The following is a 16,454-nucleotide window of genomic DNA, read 5'->3' on the forward strand; positions in this document are numbered from 1 at the left end:
GGAGGTCGAGCAGCAGGCGCAAAGAATGCACTCGTAGAGGCCGTCGAGCTTCTGTCGGTCTTCGTGGCTCTGCTTCCACTCGGTTGCCGGCGCCGGCGACACCGTCTTCAGCCAGGGCTCGATCGAGCGGTGCTGGGCATAGAAGTTGGTGAGATCAGGCACGAGGTCCTTGACGACGGGCATGTGCGGCAGCGGATAGATCTTCACCGAGCCCTTGATGTCGTCGAGACCCTTGGTGCAGGCCAGCGTATTGGTGCCGTCGATGTTCATCGCGCAGGAACCGCAGATGCCCTCGCGACAGGAACGGCGCAGCGTCAGCGTCGGGTCGATCTTGTTCTTGATGTAGAGCAGACCGTCGAGCACCATCGGGCCGCAATCGTCGACGTCGATGTAGAACGTGTCGATCGACGGGTTCTGTCCATCGTCGGGGCTCCAGCGATAGACGCGGAATTCGCGTGTATTGGTGGCGCCGGCCGGCTTCGGCCACACCTTGCCTTCGCGTATCTGGGAATTTTTGGGAAGTGCGAGTTCAACCATGGTTATTTTCCTGTGGCGACGTGGAGCCGGGCAAGGCCGCTCCCAAAATACGAATCTTGTTGTCAAATCCAGCCGCGGAAGCCTTGGCGGCGAATTTTCGGTCGGCAGTCACGAGAATATCGTCGGCATCGTCGAGCGCACAGGCGAGATACATCGCGTCATAGATGGAGTGATCCATCGTGGAAGAAAGATCGAATGCGACATCGATCAGGTCTATCGATGGCACGAGGTGCCTGAAGGCCGTCTTCACCCTTGCAACAGCCTCCGAAGCCTGCGCGGTTGAGATGATGCCGGTCCGGATTTTCCTGCGAAGAACATGTGCCACTTCAGCCAGAACGATATCGGGTGCCTTCAACGCCGCTTCAGCCTTGGTCAACTGAATGGCGTCGAGATGATCTCCCTCATCGACAAACCATTTCACCACCACCGATGCATCGACGACAATCATCAGCGATCCCGCAATTCGCGAAGGATTTCGACGCTGTCGGTCTGCACGACGCCCTTCGGCGTCATTGCAGCGATACGAACGGCAGCGTCGTAGAGCGACTCCGCAGGTGTGTCGGCGACGGATGCGCTCAAGCGTTCGTTGACCTCTTCTTCCAACGTCCGCTTGTGCGCACGGGCAAGGTTCTCCAGCTTGGTCAAAAGGCTTTCATCGATCCTGATGCGCATTTCACCCATGATTTCGCTCCTTAAAGCGGCTCAGCCAGTTCTACCTTGCCACATTCCCCATCAGTAAACACGCGCCTTGGGCGCGATCTTCTGCGGGTCGATCCCTTCCGCGATCAGCTCGGTATGCACGGGGCGGTAGTCGAGCTTGACGTCGCCGGCGTCGTTGACCCAGGCAAGCGTGTGCTTGCGCCAGTTGACGTCGTCGCGGCCGGCGAATGCGCCTTCAGTGTAGTCCTCGCGGGCGTGCGAACCACGGCTCTCCTTGCGCGCTTCGGCGCCGTAGATCGTGGTGATGGCGTTGGCCATCAGGTTCTGCAGTTCGAGCGTCTCGACGAGGTCGGAATTCCAGACCATCGAACGGTCGGTGACCTTGATGTCGCGCATTTCCTGCCAGATGGCCGAGATGCGCTTGCAGCCCGATTCCAGCGATTCCTGCGTACGGAACACGGCGGCGTCTTCCTGCATGGCGCGCTGCATCTTCTCGCGAAGATTGGCCGTCGGTGTGCTGCCGGAGGCATGACGCAGGCCGTCGAAACGATCCATGATCTTGTCGCAGGCGGCGACGTTGAGGTGCGGAACCGGTGCGGCGCGGTCGATGACTTCGCCGGCACGGATGGCGGCGGCGCGGCCGAAGACCACGAGGTCGATCAGCGAGTTGGAGCCGAGGCGGTTTGCCCCGTGCACCGAGGCGCAGCCGGCTTCGCCGACGGCCATCAGGCCAGGAATGACCCGCTCCGGGTTGGAGCTGTCGGCGTTGAGCACCTCACCCCAGTAGTTCGTCGGAATGCCGCCCATGTTGTAGTGAACGGTCGGCAGAACCGGGATCGGCTCGCGCGTCACGTCGACCCCGGCGAAGATCTTGGCGCTCTCGGAAATCCCCGGCAGGCGTTCATGCAGAACGGCCGGATCGAGATGGTCGAGATGCAGGAAGATGTGGTCCTTGTTCTTGCCGACGCCGCGGCCTTCGCGGATCTCGAGCGTCATGCAGCGCGAAACGACGTCGCGCGAGGCAAGGTCCTTTGCAGACGGTGCGTAGCGCTCCATGAAGCGCTCGCCCTCGGAGTTGACGAGGTAGCCGCCTTCGCCGCGCGCACCTTCGGTGATCAGACAGCCGGAGCCGTAGATGCCGGTCGGGTGGAACTGCACGAACTCCATGTCCTGGAGCGGCAGGCCGGCGCGGGCAACCATGCCGCCACCGTCGCCGGTGCAGGTGTGTGCCGAGGTCGCCGAGAAATAGGCGCGGCCGTAGCCGCCGGTCGCCAGCACCACCATCTTGGCGGCGAAGCGATGGATCGTGCCGTCGTCGAGGCACCAGGCGACGACGCCGGTGCAGCGGCTGCCGTCATCCGACATGATCAGGTCGAGCGCGAAATACTCGATGAAGAATTCCGCGTTGTGGCGCAGCGACTGGCCGTAGAGCGTGTGCAGGATGGCGTGGCCGGTACGGTCGGCAACGGCGCAGGTGCGCTGTACCGGCGGGCCTTCGCCGTAGTTCTGCATGTGGCCGCCGAACGGGCGCTGATAGATCTTGCCTTCTTCGTTACGCGAGAAGGGAACGCCGTAGTGCTCGAGCTCATAGACCGCCTTCGGCGCTTCCATGGTGAGGTACTGCATGGCGTCGACGTCGCCGAGCCAGTCGGAACCCTTGACGGTGTCGTAGAGGTGCCACTGCCAGCTGTCGGGCGTCATGTTGCGCAGCGAAGCCGCGATGCCGCCCTGCGCAGCAACGGTGTGCGAGCGGGTCGGGAACACCTTGGTGATGCAGGCGGTCTTGAAGCCCTGTTCAGCCATGCCGAGCGTGGCGCGCAGGCCGGCGCCGCCGGCGCCGACGACGATCACGTCATAGGAGTGATCGATGTACTTGTAGGCCTTCCCGTTCTGAGCGGGGCCATTCTGAGCGGATGAATTCGATGCCATGATATCAATTATCCTACGAAGGCGATCTTCAGAATGGCGAAGAGACAGAGCCCCGCCATCAGGATCGAAAAGAAGGTGTTGAGCATCACGAGCGCGATCTTGGTGACTTCATGGTGCACGTAGTCTTCGATGATGACCTGCATGCCGAGCTTCATGTGGATGACGCCCGACACGACCATCAGGCCCATGACGACGGCGACGAACGGGTTCGACAGCGCGTGAACCACCTGCGCATAGGGCTGGCCGGCATGGATGATCATGAAGATGATGAAGAAGAGAAACAGCGGCACGTTGGCAACGGCCGTCACGCGCTGGCGCCAGAAATGTTCGGTGCCGTCCTTGGCCGAACCGAGGCCGCGAACCTTACCCAAGGGGGTACGCATATCCATGTGATCAACCTTTAGAAGCGAATGAGGAAGCCGATCACCCAGACCAGCAAGGTCAGACAGAGCGAGGCAATGATGTTGGCGATGGCGAGCTTGGTCGAGAATTCCTTCCCGAAGCCGTGGCCGAGGTCCCACATGAAGTGGCGGAAGCCGCCGAGCATGTGATGGATGAGCGCCCAGGTATAGCCGAGCAGCACGAGCTTGCCGATGATACTGCCGAGCACCCAGTTGGCCCAGTCGTAAGCACCGACGCCGGTTGCGGCCGCGATCAGCCACCAGGCGACCAGAAGCGTACCGACATAGAGCGCTCCACCGGTGATACGGTGGACGATCGACATAACCATGGTGGGGATTGGTTTATAAATCTGCAAATGCGGCGACAGGGGCCGATTATTTGTCACGTTCGCCATCAGAACCTCGCGGCGGTCTTTCTGCGCCTCCCGGGATCCGGAAAGCATCCAAGCATCCACACGATGGTCACAAAGCTGTGCGTGCGTTGCATCATTGGCGACGTTTAATCACCGAAACACCTAACGACAAGTATAATTGACGCACCCACCGAATTTAATCGATTTGCGTCTTGACGTCGCAGTTGACATAGGTCAACCGGCCCGCCCCGCTACCCCTTGCGGATGAATTTTCAAGCTTTGGTGGACAAGCCTGCGCTTTTGGCGCATTTTCGCGTTAACGCTTTGTTAAGCATTCCGTTTCCGGAGACCAACGCGATGTTCAAGACATCCTCGAAACTCGTTTCGCTCGCCGCAGCAGTGCTGATCGCGCTGCCCGCCGCAGCTGGCGATTTCGGCGGCAATTTCGTTCCGCGCCACCACGATCGCGGCCATGGCGGCGGCATCGGATATGGCAATGTCGGACAAGGCATGGGCCATCGCGGCATCGCAAACGGCTTCGCATCCGGCTCGGTCATCCGCCATCGCGGCACGTCGATCATCGGCAATTACGGCGGCTGGAACAACGGCCCGCGGCAGATCGCCGGCGGCTATAACGGCTACCGCCCGCATCCGGGCCGAGGCCGCTTCATCCAGCGCTTCTCCTCGCCCACGTCCAACTTTGCCCGCAGCAACATCGTCATCATCGACCAGCGCGGCGAAGCGCGCGCGCCGTCGGGCACCTATGCCGGCTCGTCCTATGCCTATGAAACGGATGGCGGCACCTATGTCGGCGGTTACGGCTATGCCGGCTACGGATATCAGCCGACGGTCCGTCTGGCGCCGATGGCCAAGGTCATCCATGTCAACAATATCAGCAACCCCTGCTCCTACGAACAGGGCGTCTGCGTCATCCGCCCCTGATAGAGCCCATCAGCCGTTGAAGCGCCAGACCGTGGTCTTCTTGACCTCGCTGTCCTCGAGCGCCCGCGTCACCGGTACCTCGTAGACCGCGCAGGCCGACAGCCGATCCTTCGGCAGATAGGCCCGCCCGGGATCGCCGACGAGCACGGTCACCCCACGGGCCGCCAGCCGCTCGAACCACGGCACTAGCGCCATGGCGAAGTCGCGATCATAGAACACGTCGCCGGCCAACAGCACGTCGGCATCGATCTCCGAGCCGATCAGGTTCTCGCCCGTAAAGCCGATCTCGACCCCGTTCAGCTCAGCATTGAGCGTCACCGCCGTTTTTGTCCAAGGATCGATATCGGCGGCGAGCACAACCTCCGCGCCCGCCATCTTCGCCGCGATCGCCACCAGCCCCGAGCCGCTGGCGAAATCGACGACGCGCTTGCCCGAAACCGTCTCGGGATGATCGAGCACATAGCGCGCCAGCCCCTGCCCGCCCGCCCAGGCAAAAGCCCAGAACGGCGGCGGCAGGCCGATCTCTGCGAGCTCTTCTTCCGTCTTCAGCCACAGCTCATGCGCTTCGCTCGCCAGATTGAGCCGGATCTCCGGCACATGCGGCGGCGTCATCGGGCTGGTATTGTCGCGGATGAAGAGCGCGGGATCGGTCTTCACGATATCAGCGCGGCGGGTTGTCGAGCCCGCCCATGCGGCAGACCTCGGCCCATTCCTCGTCGGTCACCGGCTGCACGGAAAGCCGCATCGACGTCACCAGCGACATCTTCGACAGCTTCTCGCTCGCCTTCACATCCTTCAGCGTCACCGGCTTCGGCATGTCACGGACGGCGCGGATATCGACGCAGTCCCACTTGGGATCGCCCTTGGCGGTCGAATCGGGATGCGACAGCGCGCAGACCTCGACGATGCCGACGATCTCCAGCCCGTCATTGGAGTGGTAGAAGAAGCCCTTGTCGCCGATCTGCATCGCCCGCATGTTGTTGCGCGCCAGATAGTTGCGAACGCCGGTCCACTCCGTGCCCTTTTCGCCGGCAGCCTTCTGCTGCTCCCAGGACCATGCGGACGGTTCGGATTTGTAAAGCCAGTGCGCCACTTGCTTAAGCCTCCGGCTTGTTGAAGACCCAGTTGAAGGGCTTCACCTCGACGCTCTCGAACAGGCCGGCCTTGGCATAGGGATCGGCATTGGCGATTTCGGTTGCCGCCTCGATGGTCTCCGCCTCGACGATGACAAGGCTGCCGCAGGGCTTGCCCTCGGCATCGAGAAACGGACCAGCCATCTTCAGCGTGCCGGCAGCGTTGAGCGCATTGAGATGCTCGACATGCGTGGGGCGCGTGTCCATGCGGACATTGAGGTGGCCAGGCTTATCCTTGCAGACAAAGGCGAAAAGCATGTGGGTTCTCCTATTCGGTCGTGATCGGACGCGTCATCAGCTGGTCGATGGCAGCGGCAATGCCGAGCTTGCCCTCGATGATTGCGGATACCGCGTCGGTGACTGGCATGTCGATATCAAGCGACTTGGCGAGCCGCGACACAACGGCGGCGGCAAACGCCCCCTCGACCAGCTCGCCATGCGCGGGATCGCGCGTCTCGCCGCGCCCGAGCGCGATCCCGAAACGCAGGTTGCGCGATTGATGGCTGGTGGCGGTCAAGACGAGGTCGCCGAGACCAGACAGACCCGGCACCGTATCCGCCTGCCCGCCCTTGGCGACGACGAAGCGCGACATCTCGGCCAGTCCGCGCGCAATCAGCGCCGCCCGTGCCGAATCGCCAATGCCAGCGCCCTCGACGATACCGCAGGCAATCGCCAGCACGTTCTTCAAGGCGCCGCCCAGCTGCACGCCGATCCTGTCCGACGAAGGATAAAGCCGGAAGGTGCGCCCCGAGATCGCCTGCGCCAGCCGCTCGGCGATCTCGCCATTCTCGGCGGCAACCACCATCGCGGTCGGAAGCCCCTTGGCGATATCGGCCGCGAAGCCCGGGCCCGACAGCACCGCGATCGCATGCCCCGGCAGAGCCTTGGCCAGCATGTCGGTCAACAGATTGCCCGTGGTCTTCTCGATGCCCTTGGCGCAGGTGACGACAATGGCATCCTTAGCCAGGTAAGGTTCATACTGCCGCGCTGCATCGGCCTGCGCCTGCGAGGGCATGGCGAAGAGCACGATGCCGGCATCGCCGATCGCATCCGGCTCGGCGGAAAACTGCAGCGTCTCGGGCAAAGGAATACCCGGAAGCGCCGCGTCGTGCAGATGCTCGGCGGCAAGATCGGCCATCAGACCGGGGTCGCGCCCGATCAGCGTCACCTTGTGCCGCCCCGTCAGCGCGATCACGGCAGCCAGTGCAGTCCCGAACGCGCCGGCGCCGATGACGGCAATCGTTTCGCTTTCTCCGCTCATGCCTTTGCTCCCCGCTTGCCGAAGCCCAGCAATGTCTCGGCGCTCGAATCCAACGGCCAGCGCGAGCGCGGCTGCACGTCGAGATCATCTGGCTGAACGCCCGTGGCCATCCGCTCCAGCCCTGCCCAGGCGATCATGACGGCGTTGTCGGTGCAGAGATGCAGCGGCGGCGCCACGAAGCGGAAACGGTTCTTGTCGCACAGCGCCTGCAGCGTGACGCGCACGACGAGATTGGCGGCAACGCCGCCCGCCACCACCAGCGCCGGCTGTTCGACATCGGGATAGAGCGCCTTGAACCGCTCCAGCCCGCGCCCGATCCGGTCCTTCAGCGTCCGCGACACGGCATCCTGGAACGAGGCGCAGATATCGGCCACGTCCTGGTCGGTCAGCGGCGCGATCTCGGTCGCGGCCTGCCGCACGGCCGTCTTCAGGCCGGAGAAGGAGAAGTTGAGCTTCGCCTCGCCGACCAGCGGCCGCGGAAACTTGAAACGCTGAGGATTGCCTGATTTCGCCGCCCGCTCGACGGCCGGCCCACCAGGATAGGGTAGGCTCAAGAGCTTCGCCGTCTTGTCGAAGGCCTCGCCCAGCGCGTCGTCGATCGTCGTGCCCCAGCGCTCATATTCGCCGACACCGCGCACAAGGATCAGCTGCGTATGCCCGCCGGAAACGAGCAGCATGAGATAGGGAAAGGAAAGCCCGTCCGTCAGCCGCGCCGTCAGCGCATGGCCCTCGAGATGGTTGACCGCGTAGAGCGGCTTGCCGGAGGCCTTGGCGATCGCCTTGCCGGTCATCAGCCCCACAAGCAACCCGCCGATCAGCCCCGGACCCGACGTCGCGGCAATCGCATCGATGTCGGACAGCGACACATTGGCGCGTTTCAAAGCCTCGTCGATCAGCGTATCGAGTGCCTCGACATGGGCGCGCGCGGCGATTTCTGGCACCACGCCGCCATAGGCGCTATGCTCTTCAAGCTGGCTCAGCACCACATCGGAGCGCACGGTCGGCACGCCCTTCGCATCCCGCTCGACAACGGCGGCGGCGGTTTCGTCGCAGCTTGTTTCGATACCGAGGATACGCAGAAAGGGAGCCATGGTGCCTGATCGTTGATTGCGATGGGTCTGAAACCTGTTTACGAGAAACTCCGGTAACAACGGATCAATGCGGATGCAAACAAAACCTTTCCGGATCGGCACCAGAGGCGGCCCGCTGGCGATCGCCCAGGCAAACGAAGCTCGAGACAGGCTGATGGCCGCCCATAACCTCCCCGAGGAGATGTTCGAGATCGTGGTGCTCTCGACCAAGGGCGACCGCATCACTGATCGCTCGCTCTCCGAGATCGGCGGCAAGGGCCTGTTCACCGAGGAGCTTGAAGAGAAGCTCTCGAGCGGCGACCTCGACATCGCCGTGCACTCCTCCAAGGACATGCCGACGACGCTGCCCGAAGGGCTCTGTCTCTCCGCCTACCTGCCGCGCGAAGACATTCGCGATGCTGTCGTAGGCCGCACCGCCCCGAAGCTGATCGACCTGCCGCACGGCGCGACCGTCGGTTCCTCGTCGCTGCGCCGCCAAGCGCTGATCCGCCGCATGCGCCCCGACATCAACGTCATCACCTTCCGCGGCCTCGTCGACACCCGTTTGCGCAAGCTGAACGAGGGCCAGGTCGACGCGACGCTCTTGGCGCTCGCCGGCCTGAAGCGGCTCGGCAAGGTCGAGGTCATCACCGACATTCTCGACCCCGACACCTTCCCGCCGGCGCCTGCCCAGGGCGCGATCTGCATCGAAAGCCGCATCGGCGACACGGTGACCGACGCGCTGCTCGCCCCTATCAACGATATCAGGACCTACGACACGGTCTCCTGCGAGCGCGCCTTTTTGGGCGCACTCGACGGCTCCTGCCGCACGCCGATCGGCGGCTATGCGGTCTGCGAGGGCGACCAGATCCGCCTCCACGGCCTGATCATCACCCCTGATGGCCGCAGCCAGCATGCCATCACCATCGACGGCCACCGCCGCGACGCGGTGGCGCTGGGCACCCGCGCCGGCCAGGATATCCGCGCCCGCGCCGGCACCTCGTTCTTCGACAGCTGGAGCTGACGGCGCATGCGCGTGCTCGTCACCCGTCCACCGCATCCGGGCGAGCGCACCGCAAAACGGCTGGCGGAGATGAGGCACGAGCCGATCATGCTGCCGCTATCGGCCCCCGCCCACGATGCGGACGCCGCCTTCGCGGCGCTCGCCAACTCCGACGGCCCGATATCAGTCACCAGCGCCGAGGCCATCCGCGTTCTCACCGAACGCCCCGATGACCTCGCCCCACACCTCTCCCGCCCCCTCTACGCCGTCGGCGACGCCACCGCAGACGAAGCAAGGGCAGCAGGCTTCAGAGACATCACCGCCTCCACCGGCGATGGTGCCGACCTGGCCGATCGCATCGCGCAACTGGACATCGCGCGAGCGGACAAGACCAACCTCCTCTACCTCGCCGGCTTCCCCCGCGCCGAAACCTTCGAAACCCGCGCCGCAGACCTTGGCCTGACCGTCGAAACGGTCGAATGCTACCGCATGCGCCGCCTCGACATCCCCGACCAGCTGCTCCGCGACCTCTTCTCGGCCCACGAACCCGACGCGATCCTCTTCTATTCGCGCCGCACCGCCGAGGACTTCTTCGCGCTGAAGGAAATCTCCGCCAACCTCGACGCCCTCATCGGCGTCCGCCTGCTTTGCCTCAGCCAGGCCATCGCCGAGGCCATTCCCCTGACCCTGCAGGGCCAATCCGCCACGCCCGATAGCCCGGATGAGACCGCACTGTTGTCGCTTCTGTGAGCGACGTGGCCGTCATTTCGTAAGTTGGGTTTCCGCCCAGGCAACAAACTCCTCAAGCCGAACGAGCGCCCGCGCTGCATCGTCCCGCGACTTCGCGCGCGCCCCTTATTGCACCTCGTCCTTCTGCTCCAGAAGCGCCCGAAGGTTTGTCTCCTGGTGCTTCGGAAATGCATTGCCGAGTGCCGCTCGAAGCAGCTTGATCACCGCGCCATGGTCGCCCTGATTGATCTCGCCGCGATACCTGGCGGTGATCGCATCGGCATAGGCGATCGCGGAATTGATTGACGTCGCGATGGATGGATTTCCGAGATCGCCCTGGTCCGCCCACGCATTGCTGTTCCGGGCGTCCTTCAGGTAGGCTCGCGCAACGGCAAGCCGCGCCGAGACATAAGCCGCATCCGTCTTCTTGCCGGGCCTCGATCTAACCATCCGCACCAACCCCAGCCGAGGCGGCAAGCTCCTCCGGCCGCTTGCCCGTCAGCACGATAGCATCCGCAACCGCATTGGCCCACCAGGGATCACGATCACGCGCCAACCGCTCGACATCGGACATATCGAGACCGACGACGCTAGCGGCAAAGCCGAGCCGCCCGGAATGCGTGGCCAGACTATCCCGGATCGTCTCGACCACCGCCGCGAGGTCGCCAGCGTCGGCCACGACAGCGACATCCAAGTCGCTGCCAAGCCGGTCCTCGCCGCGCGCGACACTGCCGTAGATCCATAGGCTTTTGACCAACGGCGCCGTGCTGCCGGCGCTATCCTTCACGGCCTCGACGATATCAGCAAACCGCCGATCCTCGGCGGCGAAGAGACTTCGTATCTGGTCGGCGAGATAATGCTCGGCATTCAGCCGATACAGCCGACTGTATCCCGTCCCCTCGGCGAAGATGACACCGATCTCCTCCAGCCAGAGCAGCCCAACGCGCGTGCTGCTCTTCGACAATGCCGCGCGGTGGCTGATATCGGCGGCGGACAGCAGCCCGCCATGGCGCGCCAGAACCCGCAGGACACGCACATTCGAATCCACCCCGAAGATGAGGTCGACAGGGTTCCTGATGGCGCTTTGCGCAATGGTTCTCACCACCGTTCAACACCTCCAATATCTCAACAGATGATCCGATAACCAACCAATTGGCTTGATATTAAATCAATCGACCTATTATTAAACCTTTCCCACGATCCTGGCAACGCCACCCCGACAGCCCCACAAACCAATCCAATTTCAGCCAAGGTCGCGACCTAATTTCGCAAATTTCATCTGGCCTCTTTCCTTCACCGGCCTCACTGACTACTTTCGAACCACTGTAAGAATTATGAGGGTCTCATGGCACCAGGAAATCCGCCCCGCCATTCGAAGAGCACCGACGAGCCGGTCACGATCGACTTGGATGCGCAGGAGATTGCCTCGGAGGAGAGTGCCAGCAAGGACGCGCAACACGATATCGGCAAGACGGCCGACGAGGTAGCCGAAGCGCCGTCGGAGACCAGCGAATCGATCGTTCCCGATGACGGCATGGACGAGAGCGACGCCGCGAAGGCCAAGGCGGATGCGCCTGCTGAAGAGACGGCGGAGCCATTCGCCTATGACAAGGCGCCAGATCCCGAACTGCCGCCCTATAATCATGCGCCCGAACCCGTGGAGCCGCCGAAGAGCGAGCCTCAGCGCCAAGCGGGCGGCACCTCCGGCCTGATCGCCGCTGGCATCGTCGGCGGGCTGATCGCGTTGATCGGCGCTGGCGCTATCCAGTATGCTGGCTTCCTGCCCGGCTCTTCGGCGCCGCAGACATCGTCGCCAGAGGTGGCCAACCTCTCCGGCGAGATCGACGGCCTCAAGCAGTCGGTCGCCAACCTCGCCGCCGCACCGCAGGCCGCGCCGGCCAATGACGCGCTCGAAGGCCGCATCGCGGCACTTGAGACCGCCGCCAAGGCGCCTCAGGCAGCCGGCTCTGGCACCGACAGCGCCACCGTCGATGCGCTAAACCAGAAGATATCAGACCTCACCGCTGAGCTCGACCAGCTGCGCGGCGCCGTCAGCCAGGCGACCGAGCAGCGCGCCACCAATGGCGCCGAGCTTGAGCAACGCCTCGCCGCCGCCGAGCAGAAGCTCAACGAGCCGCGCCAGGACGTCGCCGTCGCCAAGGCGATCGCCGCGGCCGGCCTGAAGGCGGCGATCGATCGCGGCGGCCCCTTCGTGGCCGAGCTCGACACCTATGCCGGCGTTTCGCCCGATGACCCCGTCGTCGCCGACCTCAAGAATTTCGCCGAGACAGGCGTGCCCTCGCGCGCCGAGCTGATCCGCCAGGCCCCCGATGTCGCGACCGCGATCGTCGGCAGCGTCAACAAGGCCGATCCGAACGAGAGCTGGTCCGACCGGCTGATGGCGGGCGCCAAGTCGCTCGTCAGCGTGCGCCCGGTCGGCAATATTGAGGGCGACAGCGTCGAGGCGATTGCAGCGCGCATGGAAGACAAGGTGAAGAACGGCGACCTGCCGGGTGCGGCCAACGAGTGGACCACGCTGCCGGCAGATGCCAAGCAGGCATCCGCCGCCTTCAAGCAATCGCTGGACGCCCGCATCCGCGTCGAGGAGCTGGTCGGCAGCGCGCTGTCGAAGGCCGTCTCAGGCACTGGCCCAAGCACTGGCAAGGAGGGCTGAGGATATGATCAGGCTCGTCGTCTTCGCTCTTCTCGTGCTTGTTCTCGGCTACGGCTTCTCCTGGCTTGCCGATCGCCCAGGCGATCTCTCGCTCATCTGGGAGGGCCAGCTCTATCAGACCCGGCTGATCGTCGCCGCCACCGCCATCATCGCGCTGATCGCGGTCGTCATGGTCGCCTGGTGGCTGGTGCGCGTCATCTGGACCTCTCCCCACTCCGTCACCCGCTATTTCCGCGCCCGCAAGCGCGACCGCGGTTACCAGGCGCTCTCGACCGGTCTGATCGCCGCGGGCGCCGGCAATGCGCTGATGGCCCGCAAGATGGCCGCCCGCTCGCGCGGCCTTATCCGCGCCGACCAGGAGCCGCTGATCGCGCTGCTCGAAGCCCAGGCAGCCCTGATCGAAGGCCGGCACGACGAGGCCCGCGCCAAGTTCGAGGCGATGGTCGAGGATCCCGAAACCCGCGAGCTCGGCCTGCGCGGTCTTTATCTCGAAGCCAAGCGCCTCGGCGCCAACGAGGCCGCCCGCCAGTACGCCGAAAAGGCCGCCGACAACGCGCCCTATCTGCCGTGGGCTGCCCAGGCGACGCTCGAATACCGCAGCCAGTCCGGCCGCTGGGACGATGCGATCCGCCTGCTCGAGCAGCAGAAGGCCGCCCGCGTCATCGACAAGGCCGAGGCCGACCGGCTGCGCGCCGTGCTGCTGACCGCCCGCGCCGACGAGAAGCTGGAAAACGACCCTTCAGGCGCCCGCGACGACGCCACCCACGCGTTGAAACTCTCGGCCGATTTCGAGCCGGCCGCGATCATTGCCGCAAAGGCGCTGTTTCGCGAAGACAAGCTGCGCAAGGCAGCCTCCATTCTCGAGCAGGCCTGGAAGACCAACCCGCATCCCGAGATCGGCGCCACCTATGTGCGCGCCCGCAGCGGCGATTCGCTTGCCGACCGGCTGAAGCGCGCCGAAAAGCTGGAGGCGCTCCGCCCCAACAACATCGAATCGCTGTTGATCGTCGCCCAGGCGGCACTCGACATCAGGGATTTCGCCAAGGCCCGCGCAAAGGCCGAGGCCGCCGCCCGCATCGAGCCGCGCGAGGCAGCCTTCCTGCTGCTCGCCGATATCGAGGAAGCCGAAACCGGCGACCAGGGCCGCATCCGCCACTGGCTTGCCCAGGCGCTGAAGGCGCCGCGCGATCCGGCATGGGTGGCGGATGGCTATGTCTCCGACAAATGGCTGCCGCTCTCGCCGGTCACGGGCAAGCTCGACGCCTTCGTCTGGAAGGCGCCGTTCGGCCAAGTCGAAGGCCCGGTCGAGGAAGGCTCCGTCATCTCCATCGACAGCGCGCTGAAGAGCCTGCCGCCGGTGCGCGATGTCAGGCCCGAAAGTGCCGCCGGCGATCACCGCATCATCGAGCTCGAACGCGCCGCGACCATCGCCAAGGCCGCCCGCCCGGTGGCCGAGACGCCGGCAGCACCCGCGCCCGCCAAGCCGAAACCGGCCCCTAAGGAGCCGGCAACCGCGAGCAAGCCTGCCGACGCCCCCGAACCGCGCCCCTTCTTCGGCGGCCTGCCAGATGATCCGGGCGTGCGCAATCCATCGGCCGAGCCAGAACCCAAGACACGGCTTCGTCTCTTCTAGCCAAACAGGACCCGTATGTTCGAACGCTTCCAGGCATTTTTTCAGAACCTGACCGCAGACACCCCAAAGAGCAGCTTTGCCCCCGATGATCCCCGCATCGCGGTGGCCGCACTCTGCATGCAGGTCATGGAGGCCGACGGCCAGATCAAGGACAGCGAGAAGAAGCGCTTGCGCACGCTCTTGAAGGACCAGTACGGTCTCGACGGCAAGCAGCTCGACGCGCTGATCGCCGCCGGCCAGGAAGCCGAGAGCGACGCCGTCGACTATTACCGCTTCACCTCCGACCTGAAGCGCCATCTGGACACCGAGCAGCGCCTCGAATTGATCGGCATCCTCTGGGACATCGTCTATGCCGATGGCGAGCGCAGCGAGATGGAGGACGACGCCATCTGGCGCATCGCCGAGCTTCTCGGCGTGTCGGCCCGCGAACGCATCCAGAAGCGCCAGGAGGCAGCCAAGCGCGTCACCGGCATCGACGTGGTGCAAGACGATGCCGACTGACAGTACAGGCACGGCGGGCATAGGTGGCGCGGGCACCGGCATTGCCGGCCCCGGCGCCACAGACCCCAGCCACCCGGGCTCAAGCATCGAAGGCAAACGCCCGGTCCTGATCGTGCTGCATCAGGAGAGCTCCAGCCCCGGCCGTGTCGGCCAGCTGCTTACCGAGAAGGGCTATCCGCTCGATATCCGCCGCCCGGTGCTTGGTCAAAAGCTGCCGATAACGCTTGCCGAGCATACCGGCGCCGTCGTCTTCGGCGGCCCGATGAGCGCCAACGATCCCGACGACTTCGTCAAGGCCGAGATCGGCTGGCTCGATGTGCCGCTGAAGGAGAAGAAACCGCTGCTCGGTATCTGTCTGGGCGCGCAGATGCTGGTGCGCCATCTCGGCGGCAAGGTCGCGGCCAATGCCGACGAGACCACCGAGATCGGCTGGTACCCGCTGCGCGCGACCGAAAAGGGCCGGCAGCTGATGCACTGGCCGCGGATGGTCTACCACTTCCACCGCGAAGGCTTCGATCTGCCGCGCGGCGCCGATCTGCTCGCCGAGGGCGATGTCTACCCGAACCAGGCCTTCCGCTACAACGGCCACGCCTGGGCGCTGCAGTTCCACGCCGAACTGACCCGCGCCATGATGCACCGCTGGGTCGTCCACGGCGCCCACCGCTTCATCCTTCCCAATGCCCAGCAGGGCCGCGAGCACCTCGAAGGCCGCATGCTGTTCGACGCGCCGCTCAAGGCCTGGCTCAACGAATTCCTCGATCTCGTCTTCGAGGGCAAGAAGCCGAGATCGGCCCCCTCGGCGAAGGCCACGCTGACGGCCTGATGCGGAGCACCCCGCGTCGTGCTATGATTGGCAACGCCATCTCGGCGGCATTTTAGTAGCAGAAACAGGTTCCGATCCACGATCTCGGCCGTTTGGTCGCGCTTTGCGCCGCCATGACCGCAGCCATGTCAGGGGAACAGCATGTCGAACTACGAACAGAAGCTTGTCTCGCTGGGCCTCGTCCTGCCCCAGCCGCTGAAACTGCCCTCGCACATGACGCTGCCCTTTCCCTGGGTCAACGTACGGGGGAACAGGGCCTTCATCTCCGGCCACGGCCCGCAGAACCCCGACGGCTCGCCATCAGGCCCCTTCGGCGTCGTCGGCGACACGGTAACGATCGAGGAAGCTCACGCCTCGGCCCGCAAGGTCGGGCTTGCCATGCTGGGCAGCCTGAAGCGCGAGCTCGGCAGCCTCGACCGCATCACCGGCTGGTGCCGAGTGCTCGGCATGGTCAACTGCGCCCCCCACTTCTCCAACCCGCCCGCCGTCATCAACGGCTTCACCGAGCTGATCAACGACGTCTTCGGCCAGGACGTCGGCCGCCACGCCCGCTCCGCCATCGGCGTCGCCGGCCTGCCGCTGAATTTTCCGGTTGAGATCGAGGCGGAGGTGATGATTTCGGGGTGAGGGGTTAAGCGGGCGTCGTGCCGGGTCATACCCCCCTCTGCCCTGCCGGGCATCTCCCCCACAAGGGGGGAGATCGACTCGTGGCTTACTCCCCAATCAAACAATGAAGGTAAAGCGAGCGGCCGCGCCCAGCCAATCTCCCCACCTGTGGGGGAGATGGCCGGCAGGCCAGAGGGGG

The 16,454-nt window shown here is 64.5% G+C and carries 21 protein-coding genes; 8 read left to right on the plus strand and 13 right to left on the minus strand.

Annotation, left to right across the window (positions count from 1 at the left end; all coding sequences use genetic code 11):
* The 6 genes from B3605_RS13700 to sdhC form a co-directional block, all read right to left on the minus strand.
* The coding region (locus B3605_RS13700; RefSeq protein ID WP_296434492.1) for a succinate dehydrogenase iron-sulfur subunit at positions 1-537 on the minus strand (537 nt) is incomplete at its 3' end.
* Positions 530-985, minus strand: a complete 456-nt coding sequence (locus B3605_RS13705) for a type II toxin-antitoxin system VapC family toxin (RefSeq protein WP_112941429.1) — start codon at positions 983-985, stop codon at positions 530-532. The genes B3605_RS13705 and B3605_RS13700, both read right to left, overlap by 8 nt.
* Positions 985-1,218 carry a hypothetical protein gene (locus tag B3605_RS13710; RefSeq protein ID WP_112941430.1) on the minus strand — a complete coding sequence of 78 codons (234 nt, stop codon included), beginning with the start codon at positions 1,216-1,218 and terminating at the stop codon, positions 985-987. Before B3605_RS13710 ends, B3605_RS13705 begins: the two co-directional genes overlap by 1 nt.
* A 51-nt stretch (positions 1,219-1,269) precedes the next feature.
* Entirely contained in the window at positions 1,270-3,126 is a 1,857-nt protein-coding gene (sdhA, locus tag B3605_RS13715; protein WP_112941431.1) for a succinate dehydrogenase flavoprotein subunit, read from the minus strand.
* Between the two features lie 8 nt (positions 3,127-3,134).
* Positions 3,135-3,515, minus strand: coding sequence for a succinate dehydrogenase, hydrophobic membrane anchor protein (gene sdhD, locus B3605_RS13720; RefSeq protein WP_026283704.1), 381 nt, complete (start codon positions 3,513-3,515; stop codon positions 3,135-3,137).
* Between the two features lie 11 nt (positions 3,516-3,526).
* On the minus strand, positions 3,527-3,922 hold the full coding sequence (gene sdhC / locus B3605_RS13725) for a succinate dehydrogenase, cytochrome b556 subunit (RefSeq protein ID WP_112941438.1): 396 nt from the start codon (positions 3,920-3,922) through the stop codon (positions 3,527-3,529).
* A 315-nt stretch (positions 3,923-4,237) separates the two neighbouring features.
* Here sdhC and B3605_RS13730 point away from each other — a divergent pair, with 315 nt between their 5' ends.
* A complete protein-coding gene (locus tag B3605_RS13730) occupies positions 4,238-4,822 on the plus strand; it encodes a hypothetical protein (protein WP_112941432.1) in 585 nt (194 codons plus the stop codon).
* A gap of 9 nt (positions 4,823-4,831) precedes the next feature.
* On the opposite strand, the gene B3605_RS13735 is transcribed toward B3605_RS13730, so the two are convergent.
* The 5 genes from B3605_RS13735 to tsaD are packed head-to-tail and all read right to left on the minus strand — an operon-like array spanning position 4,832 to position 8,307.
* Positions 4,832-5,479 carry a class I SAM-dependent methyltransferase gene (locus B3605_RS13735; RefSeq protein ID WP_112950900.1) on the minus strand — a complete coding sequence of 216 codons (648 nt, stop codon included), beginning with the start codon at positions 5,477-5,479 and terminating at the stop codon, positions 4,832-4,834.
* A gap of 4 nt (positions 5,480-5,483) precedes the next feature.
* Positions 5,484-5,915 (minus strand): EVE domain-containing protein, encoded by a 432-nt coding sequence (locus B3605_RS13740; RefSeq protein WP_037181980.1) that lies wholly within the window; start codon positions 5,913-5,915, stop codon positions 5,484-5,486.
* A gap of 4 nt (positions 5,916-5,919) precedes the next feature.
* Complete coding sequence (locus B3605_RS13745) at positions 5,920-6,213, minus strand: YciI-like protein (RefSeq protein ID WP_112946032.1); 294 nt, start codon at positions 6,211-6,213, stop codon at positions 5,920-5,922.
* Positions 6,214-6,223: 10 nt separating this feature from the next.
* The gene (locus B3605_RS13750) at positions 6,224-7,216 is read right to left on the minus strand and encodes an NAD(P)H-dependent glycerol-3-phosphate dehydrogenase (RefSeq protein ID WP_112946033.1); all 993 of its coding nucleotides are present in this window, start codon (positions 7,214-7,216) and stop codon (positions 6,224-6,226) included.
* Positions 7,213-8,307: a tRNA (adenosine(37)-N6)-threonylcarbamoyltransferase complex transferase subunit TsaD gene (gene tsaD, locus B3605_RS13755; RefSeq protein WP_112946034.1), complete on the minus strand. Its 1,095-nt coding sequence runs from the start codon at positions 8,305-8,307 to the stop codon at positions 7,213-7,215. The genes B3605_RS13750 and tsaD overlap by 4 nt, the downstream gene beginning before the upstream one ends.
* 73 nt (positions 8,308-8,380) lie before the next feature.
* On the opposite strand from tsaD, the gene hemC reads away from it, so the two are divergent.
* On the plus strand, positions 8,381-9,310 hold the full coding sequence (gene hemC / locus B3605_RS13760; protein WP_111562575.1) for a hydroxymethylbilane synthase: 930 nt from the start codon (positions 8,381-8,383) through the stop codon (positions 9,308-9,310).
* Positions 9,311-9,316: 6 nt separating this feature from the next.
* Complete coding sequence (locus B3605_RS13765; protein ID WP_112946035.1) at positions 9,317-10,039, plus strand: uroporphyrinogen-III synthase; 723 nt, start codon at positions 9,317-9,319, stop codon at positions 10,037-10,039.
* A 105-nt stretch (positions 10,040-10,144) separates the two neighbouring features.
* On the opposite strand, the gene B3605_RS13770 is transcribed toward B3605_RS13765, so the two are convergent.
* Positions 10,145-10,468, minus strand: coding sequence for a hypothetical protein (locus tag B3605_RS13770; RefSeq protein ID WP_296434502.1), 324 nt, complete (start codon positions 10,466-10,468; stop codon positions 10,145-10,147).
* Positions 10,461-11,123, minus strand: coding sequence for a helix-turn-helix domain-containing protein (locus tag B3605_RS13775; RefSeq protein WP_112946037.1), 663 nt, complete (start codon positions 11,121-11,123; stop codon positions 10,461-10,463). Before B3605_RS13775 ends, B3605_RS13770 begins: the two co-directional genes overlap by 8 nt.
* Positions 11,124-11,363: 240 nt before the next feature.
* Here B3605_RS13775 and B3605_RS13780 point away from each other — a divergent pair, with 240 nt between their 5' ends.
* The 5 genes from B3605_RS13780 to B3605_RS13800 all read left to right on the plus strand — a co-directional run bounded on the left by B3605_RS13780 (position 11,364) and on the right by B3605_RS13800 (position 16,276).
* Positions 11,364-12,692, plus strand: coding sequence for a COG4223 family protein (locus B3605_RS13780; protein ID WP_112946038.1), 1,329 nt, complete (start codon positions 11,364-11,366; stop codon positions 12,690-12,692).
* A gap of 4 nt (positions 12,693-12,696) precedes the next feature.
* The gene (locus tag B3605_RS13785) at positions 12,697-14,325 is read left to right on the plus strand and encodes a heme biosynthesis protein HemY (RefSeq protein ID WP_112946039.1); all 1,629 of its coding nucleotides are present in this window, start codon (positions 12,697-12,699) and stop codon (positions 14,323-14,325) included.
* Positions 14,326-14,340: 15 nt separating this feature from the next.
* Positions 14,341-14,826 carry a TerB family tellurite resistance protein gene (locus B3605_RS13790; RefSeq protein WP_112946040.1) on the plus strand — a complete coding sequence of 162 codons (486 nt, stop codon included), beginning with the start codon at positions 14,341-14,343 and terminating at the stop codon, positions 14,824-14,826.
* The gene (locus B3605_RS13795; protein WP_210297276.1) at positions 14,816-15,649 is read left to right on the plus strand and encodes a glutamine amidotransferase; all 834 of its coding nucleotides are present in this window, start codon (positions 14,816-14,818) and stop codon (positions 15,647-15,649) included. The genes B3605_RS13790 and B3605_RS13795 overlap by 11 nt, the downstream gene beginning before the upstream one ends.
* Before the next feature lie 141 nt (positions 15,650-15,790).
* Complete coding sequence (locus B3605_RS13800; protein WP_047508761.1) at positions 15,791-16,276, plus strand: RidA family protein; 486 nt, start codon at positions 15,791-15,793, stop codon at positions 16,274-16,276.
* The last annotated feature ends 178 nt before the right edge of the window (positions 16,277-16,454 follow it).

The organism is Rhizobium sp. UBA1881 (assembly GCF_002338015.1).
Classification (GTDB): domain Bacteria; phylum Pseudomonadota; class Alphaproteobacteria; order Rhizobiales; family Rhizobiaceae; genus Rhizobium.

Bases quoted from the DNA above. Each gene is read 5' to 3' on its own strand.
- B3605_RS13705 (WP_112941429.1), bottom strand. From the start codon at position 985: ATGATTGTCGTCGATGCATCGGTGGTGGTGAAATGGTTTGTCGATGAG.
- B3605_RS13710 (WP_112941430.1), bottom strand. From the start codon at position 1,218: ATGGGTGAAATGCGCATCAGGATCGATGAAAGCCTTTTGACCAAGCTG.
- sdhA (WP_112941431.1), bottom strand. From the start codon at position 3,126: ATGGCATCGAATTCATCCGCTCAGAATGGCCCCGCTCAGAACGGGAAG.
- sdhD (WP_026283704.1), bottom strand. From the start codon at position 3,515: ATGGATATGCGTACCCCCTTGGGTAAGGTTCGCGGCCTCGGTTCGGCC.
- sdhC (WP_112941438.1), bottom strand. From the start codon at position 3,922: ATGGCGAACGTGACAAATAATCGGCCCCTGTCGCCGCATTTGCAGATT.
- B3605_RS13730 (WP_112941432.1), top strand. From the start codon at position 4,238: ATGTTCAAGACATCCTCGAAACTCGTTTCGCTCGCCGCAGCAGTGCTG.
- B3605_RS13745 (WP_112946032.1), bottom strand. From the start codon at position 6,213: ATGCTTTTCGCCTTTGTCTGCAAGGATAAGCCTGGCCACCTCAATGTC.
- B3605_RS13750 (WP_112946033.1), bottom strand. From the start codon at position 7,216: ATGAGCGGAGAAAGCGAAACGATTGCCGTCATCGGCGCCGGCGCGTTC.
- tsaD (WP_112946034.1), bottom strand. From the start codon at position 8,307: ATGGCTCCCTTTCTGCGTATCCTCGGTATCGAAACAAGCTGCGACGAA.
- hemC (WP_111562575.1), top strand. From the start codon at position 8,381: ATGCAAACAAAACCTTTCCGGATCGGCACCAGAGGCGGCCCGCTGGCG.
- B3605_RS13765 (WP_112946035.1), top strand. From the start codon at position 9,317: ATGCGCGTGCTCGTCACCCGTCCACCGCATCCGGGCGAGCGCACCGCA.
- B3605_RS13770 (WP_296434502.1), bottom strand. From the start codon at position 10,468: ATGGTTAGATCGAGGCCCGGCAAGAAGACGGATGCGGCTTATGTCTCG.
- B3605_RS13780 (WP_112946038.1), top strand. From the start codon at position 11,364: ATGGCACCAGGAAATCCGCCCCGCCATTCGAAGAGCACCGACGAGCCG.
- B3605_RS13785 (WP_112946039.1), top strand. From the start codon at position 12,697: ATGATCAGGCTCGTCGTCTTCGCTCTTCTCGTGCTTGTTCTCGGCTAC.
- B3605_RS13790 (WP_112946040.1), top strand. From the start codon at position 14,341: ATGTTCGAACGCTTCCAGGCATTTTTTCAGAACCTGACCGCAGACACC.
- B3605_RS13795 (WP_210297276.1), top strand. From the start codon at position 14,816: ATGCCGACTGACAGTACAGGCACGGCGGGCATAGGTGGCGCGGGCACC.
- B3605_RS13800 (WP_047508761.1), top strand. From the start codon at position 15,791: ATGTCGAACTACGAACAGAAGCTTGTCTCGCTGGGCCTCGTCCTGCCC.